Below are 12,823 nucleotides of genomic sequence, written 5' to 3'. Positions count from 1 at the left end.
GGTCATCCGGGAGAGGGCAGGGACAGTCTGCGCTCCCACCTTCACGGCTCGACCACGATGGCGTCGGCCGCGTTCCAGCCGATCAGCGCGGTGTCGCCCTGGGTCCTGCGGGCGTTGGCGCGAGAGAGCTCCAGAAGGAACGTCCTGGCGCCCACGCGGACCTGGTACTGGATCCGCGAACCGAGCGAATACTCGTTGAAAACGACGCCGCTCAGGCAATTGTCGGCCCCGTCAGGCGTGTCGACGAACCGCATGAACTCAGGCCGGACCACGATCGCGGCCTTGGCGGCTCCGGACATGGACGGCGGCAGCGTGATCTTCGCCGGCGCTGCGAGACCGTCGATGCGCCACAGGCCGCCGGCGCGCGCCGCCTCAAAGACGTTGACCTCGCCCATGAACTCCGAGACGAACTTGGTCGACGGCCGGGTGTAGATCTCCTCGGGGGTGCCGACCTGCACCAGCCGCCCCGCCTGCATCACCCCGATCCGGTCCGACATCACCATCGCCTCTTCGAGGCTGTGGGTGATGTAGATGAAGGTCTTGCCGCTCTCGCGGTGCAGGTCCTTGAGCTCCTTCTCCATCGCCTTGCGGAGCTTGTAGTCGAGCGCCGACAGCGGCTCGTCGAAGAACAGCACCTCGGGATCGTAGGCCAGCGCCCGCGCAAGCGCCACGCGCTGCCGTTCGCCGCCCGAGCACTTCATCACGTTCTTGCCGTAATAGCTCTCCGGCAGCCGAACCATGCGCAGCAGCTCGATGGCGCGCGCCTTGCGGTCCGCCGGCGCGACCTTCCGGACCTTGAGCGGGAACTCGATGTTCTCGCCGACCGTCTTGTGCGGAAACAGCGCGAGCGACTGGAACACGAGGCAGGTCGGCCGCCGATTCGAGGGCACGTCGTTGATGCGCCGGCCGCGCAGCGTGATCTCGCCCTGGCTGGGCTGCTCCATCCCGGCCAGCATGCGCAGCAGGGTGGTCTTGCCCGAACCCGACGGGCCGACGACCGTCAGGAACTCGCCCTCCCGAATGTCGAGGTCGATACGTTCGACGGCGGCGAAATCGCCGAACGTCTTGCGGACCCCGACGAGCTGCAGGATCGGCGGGCTGTTCGTCTGGGCGAGGGCGGTCGCCGTCATGCTTGGACCTTATGCGTGGTGAACAGAGGACCTCGTCCCGGACGGCGGCGGAGCCGTTGATCCGGGATCGTCATGAGGATTGTCGCGCCCCTTCTGGGCGCGATCCCGGCTCTCGCTTGGCTCGGCTGGGATGATGGCCCGGGCAGCGGCATGGCCATGCGGGCCGCCGGTTAGCCCTTGGCGCGCTTCGCCGCCGTCAGGATTTCGAGGGCCTTGTCGTAGTCCGGGACGATGTCGTACTCGGCGCAACGCGACATCTCTTCCTCGAGGCTGTCGTACTGGATCGCGTCGAGCTCCTCCTTGGTGAAGAGGTCGAAGCACGCCTTGTTGCCCATCTGGGCGACCGGGTTGAACGTGCCCTCCGCGAACGCGACCGTGTGCGCGACCTTTGGGTCCTGGACGTATTTCAGGAACTCGGTCGCGAGCGGCGACAGGCCGGGGTTGTTCACCGTCGAGGTGATCTCGATCCAGGCGACCCCGCCCTTGCCGTCGATCGGCCCCTTGAGAGGCGTGACGGCTCGCAGCTCCGGATGCCCGTCCGCCCGCGCGGGAGACACCGAGTAGGTGCCGCCGGTCATGTGCAGGTCGATCTCGCCCGAGACCAGCGCCTGGTTCATCGCCGCGATGTCGCCGACGAGCTTCGCCCCGCCGAAGACCCGCTTCGCCGTCTCTCCGAACTTGGCCATCTCGGCGTCGTCATGGGTCTTGAACGGATCGATGCCGGCGATCAGGAAGACGTTGAAGACGTTCCAGTCGTCAGATTCAAGAATGCCGTATTTTCCCTTGAGCGACGGATCGTTGAAGATCTCCCAGCCCTGCTCCTCGGCGGTCTTCCGGCTGACCTTGTCGGTGTTGACCACGAAGCTGTAGGGCCCGAACCGCTGGGCCATGCCGAGCAGCTCCTTGCCGTCGTCGCTCATCGCCCATCGATAGGGCGCTTTGAACTGCGGCAGCATCTTGCCGAAGAACGGCTCGAATTCTTCGCGCGGCAGCGGCTTGATCAGCCCTTCCGGGTACATGATCTTGCGCGCCCAGGGATTGTTGACGTTGATCAGGTCCCAGACCTTGGTCTCGCCGCCGCGCAGGCGGTTGATCATCGTCGGGTCGTTGGTGAGGCTCTCGGCCTTGACGTTCGCCGACTTCATGCTGCGGAACGGGTCGAGCACCTGCGCGGAGTTGTAGCCCTCCCAGCACAGGATGTTCAGCTCCTTCTCGCGCGCGGCGAACGCCGGCTGGAGGTTGGCGAAGGGCCCGGCGAGAGCCGCGCCGCCCAGGATCTTCAGAACGTCGCGCTTGTTGAAAACCGCCATGGTGCGAGTGCTCCTCTGCGAACCCGAGGCCCCGTCACGCCGCGTCGACGTTGCAAGTCGGGCAAATTGTGTGGGGCAGTATCGCGCGTCCTGTTGGGTTTACAACGCCCTTTTTATGGGCAAGCTTCTATTCGCATCATCCATCCGAGAGGCGCCTGATGGCCAGCGAGACGACCAAAGCCGCGATCGTGACCGGCGGCACCAAGGGCATCGGCAAGGGGATCGCGCGCGGCTTCTCGCAGGCCGGCTACCGGGTGCTGGTGGTCTCGCGGAACGCCGCGGAAGCCGATGCGGTCGCGGCTGAGATCGGGCAGGAGGCGAGCGGCTTTGCGGCCGACGTCTCCGACGAGGCTTCGATGGAGGCGATGGCGGCCGCGGCGCTCGAGCGGTTCGGGGCCATCGACGCGCTGTGCGCCAACGCCGGCATCTTCCCGGCCGCCAAGCTGAGCGAGATGACGGTCGCGGACTTCGATCAGGTAATGAGCGTGAACCTCAAGGGGACGTTCCTGTCGGTGAAAGCCGTGCTGCCGGCGATGAAAGCCGCCGGACGCGGTCGCATCGTGCTGACCTCGTCCATAACCGGCCCGATCACCGGCTATCCCGGCTGGTCGCATTACGGGGCCAGCAAGGCGGGTCAGCTCGGCTTCATGCGCACCGCCGCGATCGAGCTCGCTCCCTTCGGCATCACGGTGAACTCCGTGCTGCCGGGCAACATCATGACCGAGGGACTGGATGGCCTTGGACAGGATTATCTCGACAAGATGGCGGCCTCGATCCCGATGAAGCGGCTCGGCTCCGTCGACGACATCGCCGCAGCCGCGCTGTTCTTCGCAAGCGACGCGGCCGGCTACGTGACGGGGCAGACCATCGTGGTCGACGGCGGCCAGGTGCTCCCCGAAAGCCTCGGCGCGCTGGAGGCGATGGAGGGCTGAAGCGGAACGCGATGAGCCGAGCCGCGTGATCTGACGCTACGCGCCGGCGATCACCGCGACGACGTCGCCGGCGCGCACGGTGCGGCCCTGCCGGGCGCGGAGGCTGACGATCCTGCCCGCGACCGGAGCGGAGATCTCCATCTCCATCTTCATGGCTTCGACCACCACGATCGGTTGGCCCGCGGCCACCTCGTCGCCTTCCGCCACAAGCAGTTTCCAGACATTGCCGGTCATGTGGCTCGGCGCGGCGGTGCAGCCCTCCGGGACGGCTTCCTCATCGGCGGTCGACGCGCTCCCCGAGTCGCTCACAAAGCTGTCGAGGCCGCGCGCCTTCCAGTCGGCGCGTTCGGCCTCGAAGGCGGCCTGCCGGCTGTGCTGGAAGGCCCCGATGCTGTCCGATTTCTCGGCCAGCAGCCGCGCATAATCACGGTAGGAGAACTGGCTGTCCTCGATCCGCACGTCGTAGCGACCGTGCGGGAAGGCCTCCCGCATCTCCAGCAGCTCCTGCTCGTCCACGGGAAAGAACCGCACGCGATCGAAGAAGCGCAGCAGGTAAGGGTGCTCCGGACGGAACGCCTTGGTGACGCGCCACGAGTTCCACATCTGGATCGTGCGGCCGAACAGCTGGTAACCGCCGGGCCCTTCCATCCCGTACACGCACAGATAGGCTCCGCCGATGCCGACCGCGTTCTCGGGCGTCCAGGTTCGGGCGGGGTTGTACTTGGTGGTCACCAGCCTGTGGCGCGGGTCGACCGGCGTGGCCACGGGCGCGCCGAGATAGACGTCGCCGAGCCCGAGGACGAGATATTCGGCGTCGAACACGATGCGCCGGACGTCCTCAGTCGAGCCGAGCCCGTTGATGCGGCGGATGAACTCGATGTTGTCCGGACACCAGGGCGCGTCGGGACGGACGAGCTCCTGGTACTTCCGCATCGCGAGCCGGATCTGCGGGTCGTTCCACGACAGCGGCAGCCAGACAGTGCTGCTCTGGACCGTCACGTCCTCGGGCGGGGGCAGGGCGGACTCGATGGCCCGCAGCGCCGCGAGCAGTCTTTCCACCGGCAAGACTGCGCTGTCGAAATGCACCTGCAGCGAGCGGATGCCGGGGGTGAGCTCGATGATCCCCGGCATCTTCTCGGCCGCGAGGGCCTCCGCCAGAACGTGCACGCGCATCCGCAGCGCCACGTCGAGCGCCATCGGTCCGTATTCGACCAGCAGATTGTCGTCGCCCGCACGGCGATAGACCACGCGGGTCGGGCCGTCTTCGCTCATCCCGAGGATGGGGCTGGGAATGTCTTGCGCGCGACGAACGGACGGCAAGGCGAGGCCGTGCGGGACGAAGCGCACCCGGTCCCCGGGCTTCAGCTGACCCGTCTTCCACATCTCCTCGCGGGCGACCACGACCGGACAGACAAAGCCGCCGAGGCTCGGCCCGTCGGGGCCGAGGATGATCGGCATGTCGCCGGTGAAATCGAGCGAGCCCACCGCATAGGCGTTGTCGTGGATGTTCGACGGATGGAGCCCGGCCTCGCCGCCGTCCGGCCTTGCCCAGCGCGGTTGCGGGCCGATCAGCCGGACCCCGGTGCGGTCGCTGTTGAAGTGCACCTCATAGGTCGCGCCGAAGAGGTCGACGATGTCGGCGTCCTGGAAGAAGTCCGGCGCGCCGTGTGGGCCTGACCTGACGCCGATCGTCCAGTCGCTTGTGAGTTCGGGCCGCTCATCGGCGTGGGCGGCGCGCGGCTCCGCTTCCGGCGGGATCGCGTCGATCTTCAGTATGTCGCCGGCGCGCAGCGCCCCAGTCGCGTGACCGCCGAAGCGGCCGAGCATGAAGGTCGCCCTGGAACCGAAGGCCTCCGCCGCTTCGATCGCGCCGGCCACGGCGAGGTAGGCGCGCTGCCCGGGCCCGCTTATGCGGCCGAGCGCCAGCGTCGATCCGGCCGGAACGGCGAACGGCGCGAAGCGCGGCGCCGGCGCGCCGTCGAGCGTCGCCTGCATGTCGGCCCCGGTGAGGGCCACGACGGCCTCACGGTGGAACTTCAAAGTGGGGCCGGTGACCGCGCATTCGAGCGCCGCGGAACCCTCCGGGTTGCCGACCAGCCGGTTCGCCAGGCGGAACGACCGGTCGTCCATCGGCCCTGACGGCGGCACGCCGACATGCCAGAGGCCGAGGCGGCCCGGCCAGTCCTGCACGCTGCTCTGGGCGCCGGGAGCCAGGACTTCGATCGCGCGGGGCGTGAAGGGAAAGGTCTTCAGGGCGGCGGTTGAAATCTCACCGGCGGCCAGCACGTCGGACGCCCCGATCGCGCGCAGATAGTCGAGGTTGGTCTCGATGCCGAGCAGCGTCGTGTCGGCCAAAGCCGCCTTCAGCTTCGAAAGCGCCGCCGGCCGGTCTTCGGCGTGGACGATGACCTTCGCAAGCATCGGGTCGTACCAGGGCGTCACCTCGGAGCCCGTCTCGATCCAGCCATCGACGCGAACCTCTTTTGGAAAGGCGACCTTGGTGAGCAGACCGGTGGACGGACGGAAATCGGCCTGAGGCGTCTCGGCGTAGATCCGCGCCTCGATCGCGGCGCCGCACGGAACGAGTTCGACCTGCGCCGGCAACATGAATTCGCCGGCCGCCTGCTTCACCATCCATTCGACCAGATCCACGCCGAACACGGCCTCCGTGACGGGGTGCTCGACCTGGAGGCGTGTATTGACCTCGAGGAAGGAGAAGTCCTCGCGCGCGACGTCGTAGATGAACTCGACCGTGCCGGCGGACTCGTAGGCGACCGCCTCGCCGAGCGCGACCGCCGCGGCGTGGAGGCGGGAGCGCACCGTCTCCGGCAGGTTCGGCGCCGGCGTCTCCTCGACGACCTTCTGGTTGCGCCGCTGCAGCGAACAGTCGCGCTCGCCGAGCGCCACCACGCGGCCTTTCCCGTCACCGAAAATCTGAACCTCGACATGACGGGCGACGGCCACGAAGCGCTCGAGATAGACCCGCGCGTCGCCGAAGCTCGAGCCGGCGATCCGCTGCACGGTCTCTAAGCGCTGACGAAGCTCCGTGGCGTCGTGGCAGAGCTGCATTCCGATTCCGCCGCCGCCGGCGGTCGACTTCAGCATCACCGGAAAGCCGACCTGCTCGGCCGCGGCGACAGCCTCGTCGGCCGAGTCGAGCAAGCCGGAGCCGGCGAGCAGAGGCACGCCGGCAGCGCGGGCGATCTCGCGCGCCGTATGTTTCAGCCCGAAGCCGCGCAGATGCTCTGGCCGCGGTCCAATGAAAGCGATGCCGTTCGCCGCAAGCCGCTCAGCGAAATCCGCGTTTTCAGACAGGAACCCGTAGCCGGGATGCACGGCTTCAGCGCCGGTCCGGAGACAGGCGCCGATGATGGCGTCGACGTCGAGATAGCTCTCCCGCACCGGGGCGGGGCCGACGCGGACGGCCTCGTCAGCGTCAAGCGCAGGTCGGGTGAAGCGATCCGCATCCGAATAGACGGCGACCGAAGCGACGCCGAGCTTTCTGAGCGTTCTGATAATCCGCCCGGCGATCTCGCCGCGGTTCGCGATCAGGACCTTATTGAACATGGACCAGTGGTTCCGGAGAGCAGGGAGGCGCGCAGATCCTCGGACGCGCTTGCTGGCGCGGACTGATGCGCGGTTGAAAAGGTCTCAGACGCGACGTCAGGCGCTCGAAGGATCGAAGATCAGCACCCGCACCGGCGAGGGGTCGAAGCCGTTGCAGGGGTTGTTGATCTGCGGGCAGTTCGAGATCACGCAGAGCAGGTCCATCGCGGCGAGCACGTCGACATGGTCGCCGGGCGACGACACGCCGTCGACGATTGCAAGCTTCCCAGAGGGTTCGATGGGGACGTTCATGAAGAAGTTGATGTTCGGCACGATGTCCCGCTTCGTCATGCCGTGTTTCGAGACTTCGATGACGAAGTTCTCGCGGCAGGCATGCATGAAGCGGGTCTGCTGGCCGAACCGCACGGTGTTCGCCTCGCACGAGCAGGCGCCCGCCGAGGTGTCGTGACGCCCGCAGGAATCGGCGACCACCACGCCCAGCACGTTTCCGTCGTTCGAGATCAGACGCGTCCCGGTCGAGACGTAAGGCGCGCCCTGCGCGAGGATCGTGTCCTGAGCGCTGTAGCGCTCGCCATGGTCGTGCGCGTTGTAGAACAGCGTGTCGACGGCCTGGCAGCCTTCGAGATCGACGATACGCAGGACCTGGCCCTTTTCCACCACGCCGGACCAGGGACGGTTCGCGGGGATGATGAAGTCGTAGATCGCGTCCTTCGGGTCGAGCGCGGCGGGGGCGGCGAAGAAGGCGGAGACGGGTTGGGAGAGTGGCGTCGGCTGCATCGGTCTCTCCTCAACGCGCGCTCAGATAGCGGTCTGTGTTCTCAAAGCCCCGCGCGGCCTCGGCGGTCGCCGTGCGGCAGAGGTCATCGGTCCCCGGCTCCGGCGCGCGGTGGACGATCAGCTCGATCTCTCCCGGCCTGAACTCCACATCCGGCGCGAGCGGGTGAGGGCAGTTGGAGACGGCGACCAGCAGGTCGATCTCCGCGCGCAGGTCGACGAAGTCGCCGGGCTGGATGACGCCCTCCCGGAACGACATGCGCTCTGTTTCGTCGTGGATGACCGGCGCGAACAAGGTCAGCACGGGCGCGACGTCGCGTGGACCGAGCCCGAACTTCGACGCCGCGAGGATCATGTTCTCGCGCGTCGAGCGCAGCGTGGCGTCGCCATGCTTCCTGAGGTTCGACGCTGGCGTTGACCCGCCGACGATCGCGTCATGCGCGCCGCAGCTGTCCTCGACGATCGACATCAGCACGCGGCCCATGTCGGAGAACAGCACCCGGCCCTTGCGAAGCTCGGCCGTCCACTGAACCTTGATCGTGTCGGCGCTGTTGTAGCGCTCCGAAGGATCGGCGGCGTTCCAGAAGAACAGCGAGACGCCGGGCGTTCCCGAGACGTTGAGCACCCGCAGCGCCTCGCCGCGCGCGATCTTCTCGGCCCAGTACCAGCCGCCTGGAACCGCGATGCGCTGGCGGATCGAGCCAGGCTCGATCGGCGCGCCGTCCCGCTTGGTCGGCGGCGGCAGCGTCTTCGGCGCAGCCGACTGGCCGGCGGCCTTCAGCTCCTCATAACGCTGCCGCCGCTGGGCGATCAGCGCGGCCTTCTCCTGCAGAACGTTGAGAGACATGCTGAGCTCCGCTTCCGAAACGTCGTCAGACCTCGGAAGTCGGCGCGGACCATCGCGGCGCCTGTTCCAGGCCCTTGAGGTCTCCCGGGATTTTGTCCCGCCGTGTCCCTACCGGATGTCTCCCGGCGGGGCGGCAGCTCTCGGACCAGCCGTCTGATCAGACGCGGAACCCTAGCCGCCAACTCAGTGCAGCGATGATAGATCAGCGCTTTTGAGAATCGGCAGCCCAAAGAAGCGGCATGCCGCCGAAATTGGCGGCAGCGGTTTAGACGTCGCTGGATGCGCCGCCGAGGACGGCGCTCGGCTGGCCCCAATGATCGTCAAAAACCAGGCTCGCGAGATCAAGCCGTTGGCCCCAGCGCCGCGCTTCGAGTTCCGGCCGATCGAACAGACGATCGACATAGCCGACGCAAAGATAGGCGACGATGACCGCCTCCTGCGGCACGCCGAGGATCGGACGCAGATCATCGGGGTCGAAGATGCTCACCCAGCCGATCCCGATTCCTTCCGCTCGAGCCGCCAGCCAAAGATTCTGGACCGCGCAGACGGCGCTGTAGAGATCGGTGTCGCGCTGGTGGGTGCGGCCGAGCACGACCGGGCCGCCGCGCGCCCGGTCGCAGGTGACGCAGATGTTGAGGGGCGCCTTGAGGATTCCCTCGAGCTTGAGGCGGCGATAGAGCGCGCCCCGCTCGCCTTCGAACATCCCCGCCGCCTCGGCGTTGCAGCGTGCGAAGGCGTCGTGGACCAGCGCCTTGGTCTGCGGACTGCGGACCAGGATGAAGTTCCACGGTTGCATGAGCCCGACCGAAGGGGCGTGATGGGCCGCGCTCAGAAGGCGGCGAAGAACCTCGTCCGGCACCGGGCGCGGCAGGAATTCGTCGCGGACGTCCCGCCGGGTCTCGATGGCACGGTAGACGGCCGCCCGATCCGCTTCGCCGAAGGCGTCGGCGGGACGAGGCTCATCCGAGGGCTTCATCGGGTCCTGCTGCAGGACAGACGACATCGTTTCCGCTCCCATGCGAAAGCAACGCCGGTTCCGCCGTCCGCGCGGTTCTGGCATATGCGTTCGGTCGGCCTTCTGGCTCTGGTTCATCCCGAAACGGCGCCTTCCCGACCTCGCAGCCAGTGGCGTCTCGCCGTCCAGTCCCCATCACAGCGCTGGGCGCGCCGCGGATTTCCACCGCGTTTCCGATTCTCCCGCTGCGGCGGGCGCCGAACACCTGGACCCTAGCCGGATACGGCCTTGCGTCAAAGCGCCCGCCATCTTGCGCCGAGCGCCCTACCGGTCCGCCAATGTCGGCCCATTCTCTGTCAAAGCCCGGGCTCCGCGCGGCCCGGCTCTACCAGGGTGCGCCAATGATCCCGTTTTCCGTTCTCGATCTCGCTCCGATCGCGGAGGGCTCGACCGCAGCGGACGCGTTCCGCAACTCGGCCGCCTACGCGCAATCGGCTGAGTCGCTTGGCTACAAGCGGTTCTGGCTCGCCGAGCACCACAACATGACCGGTATCGCGAGCGCCGCGACGGCGGTGGTGATCGGCCATGTCGCGGGCGCGACCCGCACAATCCGGGTCGGATCCGGCGGAGTGATGCTGCCGAACCACGCGCCGCTGGTCATCGCCGAGCAGTTCGGCACGCTCGCCTCGCTCTATCCGGGCCGCATCGACCTCGGCCTCGGCCGCGCTCCCGGAACCGACATGGCGACGGCCCGCGCGCTGCGACGCGGCCTCGACCGTTCCGAGGAGTTTCCGCAGGACGTGGTCGAACTGATGGCCTATTTCGAGCCGGCCGAGCCGGATCAGCGCATCCGTGCGGTTCCGGGCGCGGGACTCGACGTGACGGTGTGGCTGCTCGGCTCGAGCCTGTTCTCCGCGCAACTTGCGGCGATGCTCGGCCTGCCGTTCGCGTTCGCCTCGCACTTCGCTCCGACGGATCTGGTCGACGCGTTCGCGGTCTACCGGGAACGCTTTCGCCCGTCGCCGCGACTCGCTGCGCCCTACGCGATGGCGGCGGTCAACGTGCTCGCAGCCGACAGCGACGTGGAAGCCCGGCGGCTGTTCACCTCGCAACAGCAGTCCTTCATCAATCTGCGGCGGGGCCGGCCGGGTCCTCTGCCGCCGCCGATCGACGACATCGACCTGTACAGCACGCCTGCCGAGAAAGCGGGGATGCAGCACATGCTCGCCTATTCGTTCGTCGGCTCGCCCGAGACGGTGGAGCGCGGGCTCGCAGGCTTCCTTGAGCAGCTCAAGCCGGACGAGCTGATGGTCACCGGACACGTGTTCGAGCTGGCGGCGCGGGTGCGATCCCTCGAGCTGACCGCCGGGATCCGTGATCGGCTGAACGCCGGCTCCGCGCGCGCCGTGGCCTGACAGGACCCGGCCTATTTGACGGGGCGCTTCTCGAGCTTTCGGGCCAGCGTCCGGCGGTGCATGCCGAGCCGCCGCGCGGTCTCGGAAATGTTGAATTCGGTCTCGATCAGGGTTTCGTGGATCCGCTCCCACTCGAGCGTCTTGATCGAGGTCGGGCGTTCCGTGAGAGGCGCCGTGACGTCGCCCTCGACGCGTCCGAAAGCGGCCTCGATGTCGTCGGTGTTCGAGGGCTTCGCCAGGTAGTGGCGCGCGCCGAGTTTGATGGCCTCCACGGCTGTCGCGATGCTGGCGAAGCCGGTCAGCACTACGATCACCATCTCGGCGTCATGCGCGTGCAGCGCCTGGACGCAGGCGAGGCCCGAGGCGCGCGCGAGCTTCAGGTCGACGACGGCGTAACCGGGCGACCGGGTCTTCAGAAGCTCCTGCAGCTCTTCAAGGTTTGAGGCGTGCAGCGCCTCGTAGCCGCGCCGCTCGAACGAGCGACGGAGCGTACGAGCGAATTGCGCGTCATCCTCCACGATGACCAGCAGCCGTTCAGCGGCCATTGGCGCGGGCCTCCTCGATCGCCAGCGAAGCGAGCGGCAGGGTGAGGGTCACCAGCGCGCCGCCCTCCTCGAGGTTGCGGGCGTTCACCTCTCCGCCGAGCTTGCGCAGCACGTTCACGACAAGAAACAGCCCAAGCCCTCCGCCTTCGCGTCCTTTGCTCGATTGGTAGGGCTTTCCGAGGTTGGCGAGCATCTCGGGCGGGAAGCCCGTTCCGCGGTCGGCGATATCCAGCACCAGAGTGTCGTCCTCTCGACGAGCCGCGAGCCCGACCCACCGCGGAGAGACGTCGACGGCATTGTCGATCACGTTGCAGATCACCTGCTTGAGGGCGGTGTCGGAGACGATCGGGAGATCCGGACCGAAGCGGTTCTGATAGGCGAGGTTCGCCTGCCTCGCCGAGCGCCTGTCCTGCACGATGTCGTCCAGGAACGCGTTGATGGTGGTGATGACGGGCGCCTCGCCGCGCGCTTCGCCGGCGGAGCGCAGGATTCCCGTCACGATCGCCTTGCAGCGGCGAACCTCGGCCTGCATCTCCTCGATCTCGGGCGCGAGCTCCGGATCGGCGGCGAGCTTCGGCATGCGCCGCCAGTCGCTCAGGATGACGTCGAGGGTCGCGAGCGGGGTGCCGAGCTCGTGCGCCGCGCCTGAGGCGAGCAGTCCCATCCGGACGATGTGATCCTCCTCGGCCGCCCGCTGCCTGAGATCCGCGAGGCGGGAATCGCGCTCCCGAAGATTTTTGCCGATGCGGGTCACGAACACGACCAGCAGCGCCGCGTCGAGCGCGAAGCAGATCAGCATTCCCTGGATGTGGAGCCGGAACAGCGATCCGGCGTCTTCATCCGGCAACGTGATCGGCTGATTGAACAGGGTCAGCCCGGCGAAACAGGCCGTCGTTATCAGCACCATCGCCCAGGTCGACCAGACCTCGAGCAGAACCGCGCTGAGCGTGACCTGCACCAGATAGAGAAACGCGAACGGATTCGTCGCGCCGCCGCTGAAATAAAGCTGCGCGGTCAGCGCGCCGGCGTCGAAAGCGAGCGCGAGGAACAGGCCGGTGTTGCTGACCCTGGCCTGCCGCCTGAGCCGCAGCAGCGTCGCAATGTTGAGAGCGACCAGCGCCGCCAGCACGACGGCCATCGGCGCGAGCGGCAGATCGACGCCGAGCCCGAACTGGACGGCCGCGATCGTGACGATCTGCCCGACGACGGCGATCCACCGCAGCTGCACGAGCTGCAGGATGTTTTTGCGGGCGGTGGAATCATCGGCCGGGGAGAGGTCGCTGGTCACGCGGCGAGCATACTCGATCGTCTCAGGACCGCCGTTGGCGATGGGCGCCGTTGAGCGGAG

The 12,823-nt window shown here is 67.6% G+C and carries 10 protein-coding genes and 2 riboswitches; of the genes, 2 read left to right on the top strand and 8 right to left on the bottom strand.

Annotated elements, in window-relative coordinates; all coding sequences use genetic code 11:
• Positions 1-41: 41 nt before the first annotated feature.
• A complete protein-coding gene (locus tag VM780_RS11620) occupies positions 42-1,130 on the bottom strand; it encodes an ABC transporter ATP-binding protein (RefSeq protein ID WP_325447438.1) in 1,089 nt (362 codons plus the stop codon).
• A gap of 170 nt (positions 1,131-1,300) precedes the next feature.
• A complete protein-coding gene (locus tag VM780_RS11615; protein WP_325447437.1) occupies positions 1,301-2,440 on the bottom strand; it encodes a PotD/PotF family extracellular solute-binding protein in 1,140 nt (379 codons plus the stop codon).
• Between the two features lie 158 nt (positions 2,441-2,598).
• On the opposite strand from VM780_RS11615, the gene fabG reads away from it, so the two are divergent.
• Positions 2,599-3,372, top strand: a complete 774-nt coding sequence (gene fabG, locus VM780_RS11610; RefSeq protein ID WP_325447435.1) for a 3-oxoacyl-ACP reductase FabG — start codon at positions 2,599-2,601, stop codon at positions 3,370-3,372.
• 36 nt (positions 3,373-3,408) lie between these two features.
• On the opposite strand, the gene VM780_RS11605 is transcribed toward fabG, so the two are convergent.
• The 4 genes from VM780_RS11605 to bluB form a co-directional block, all read right to left on the bottom strand.
• Positions 3,409-6,939, bottom strand: a complete 3,531-nt coding sequence (locus VM780_RS11605; protein WP_325447434.1) for a 5-oxoprolinase/urea amidolyase family protein — start codon at positions 6,937-6,939, stop codon at positions 3,409-3,411.
• A gap of 96 nt (positions 6,940-7,035) precedes the next feature.
• The gene (locus VM780_RS11600; protein ID WP_325447433.1) at positions 7,036-7,716 is read right to left on the bottom strand and encodes an urea amidolyase associated protein UAAP2; all 681 of its coding nucleotides are present in this window, start codon (positions 7,714-7,716) and stop codon (positions 7,036-7,038) included.
• Positions 7,717-7,726: 10 nt separating this feature from the next.
• Positions 7,727-8,560: an urea amidolyase associated protein UAAP1 gene (locus tag VM780_RS11595; protein ID WP_325447431.1), complete on the bottom strand. Its 834-nt coding sequence runs from the start codon at positions 8,558-8,560 to the stop codon at positions 7,727-7,729.
• Positions 8,561-8,639: 79 nt separating this feature from the next.
• Positions 8,640-8,746, bottom strand: a riboswitch (guanidine-I (ykkC/yxkD leader).
• Between the two features lie 79 nt (positions 8,747-8,825).
• A complete protein-coding gene (gene bluB / locus VM780_RS11590) occupies positions 8,826-9,536 on the bottom strand; it encodes a 5,6-dimethylbenzimidazole synthase (protein WP_325447599.1) in 711 nt (236 codons plus the stop codon).
• Positions 9,537-9,611: 75 nt separating this feature from the next.
• A riboswitch (cobalamin riboswitch) is annotated at positions 9,612-9,792 on the bottom strand.
• A gap of 124 nt (positions 9,793-9,916) precedes the next feature.
• Between bluB and VM780_RS11585 the strand changes: the two genes are divergently transcribed.
• Positions 9,917-10,930, top strand: a complete 1,014-nt coding sequence (locus tag VM780_RS11585) for an LLM class flavin-dependent oxidoreductase (RefSeq protein ID WP_325447429.1) — start codon at positions 9,917-9,919, stop codon at positions 10,928-10,930.
• 11 nt (positions 10,931-10,941) lie between these two features.
• Here VM780_RS11585 and VM780_RS11580 read toward each other — a convergent pair whose 3' ends face one another.
• Both VM780_RS11580 and VM780_RS11575 read right to left on the bottom strand, forming a co-directional pair.
• The gene (locus tag VM780_RS11580) at positions 10,942-11,475 is read right to left on the bottom strand and encodes a response regulator transcription factor (protein ID WP_325447427.1); all 534 of its coding nucleotides are present in this window, start codon (positions 11,473-11,475) and stop codon (positions 10,942-10,944) included.
• On the bottom strand, positions 11,465-12,763 hold the full coding sequence (locus VM780_RS11575; protein ID WP_325447425.1) for an ATP-binding protein: 1,299 nt from the start codon (positions 12,761-12,763) through the stop codon (positions 11,465-11,467). The genes VM780_RS11580 and VM780_RS11575 overlap by 11 nt, the downstream gene beginning before the upstream one ends.
• Between the last annotated feature and the right edge of the window lie 60 nt (positions 12,764-12,823).

It is taken from the genome of Hansschlegelia sp. (genome assembly GCF_035538955.1).
Taxonomy (GTDB): Bacteria; Pseudomonadota; Alphaproteobacteria; order Rhizobiales; family Methylopilaceae; genus Methylopila.
This window is presented reverse-complemented; position numbering and strand designations above follow the sequence as displayed.

Coding starts and splice junctions, on each gene's coding strand:
- VM780_RS11620 (WP_325447438.1), bottom strand. CDS start 1,130: ATGACGGCGACCGCCCTCGCCCAGACGAACAGCCCGCCGATCCTGCAG.
- VM780_RS11615 (WP_325447437.1), bottom strand. CDS start 2,440: ATGGCGGTTTTCAACAAGCGCGACGTTCTGAAGATCCTGGGCGGCGCG.
- fabG (WP_325447435.1), top strand. CDS start 2,599: ATGGCCAGCGAGACGACCAAAGCCGCGATCGTGACCGGCGGCACCAAG.
- VM780_RS11605 (WP_325447434.1), bottom strand. CDS start 6,939: ATGTTCAATAAGGTCCTGATCGCGAACCGCGGCGAGATCGCCGGGCGG.
- VM780_RS11600 (WP_325447433.1), bottom strand. CDS start 7,716: ATGCAGCCGACGCCACTCTCCCAACCCGTCTCCGCCTTCTTCGCCGCC.
- VM780_RS11595 (WP_325447431.1), bottom strand. CDS start 8,560: ATGTCTCTCAACGTTCTGCAGGAGAAGGCCGCGCTGATCGCCCAGCGG.
- bluB (WP_325447599.1), bottom strand. CDS start 9,536: ATGAAGCCCTCGGATGAGCCTCGTCCCGCCGACGCCTTCGGCGAAGCG.
- VM780_RS11585 (WP_325447429.1), top strand. CDS start 9,917: ATGATCCCGTTTTCCGTTCTCGATCTCGCTCCGATCGCGGAGGGCTCG.
- VM780_RS11580 (WP_325447427.1), bottom strand. CDS start 11,475: ATGGCCGCTGAACGGCTGCTGGTCATCGTGGAGGATGACGCGCAATTC.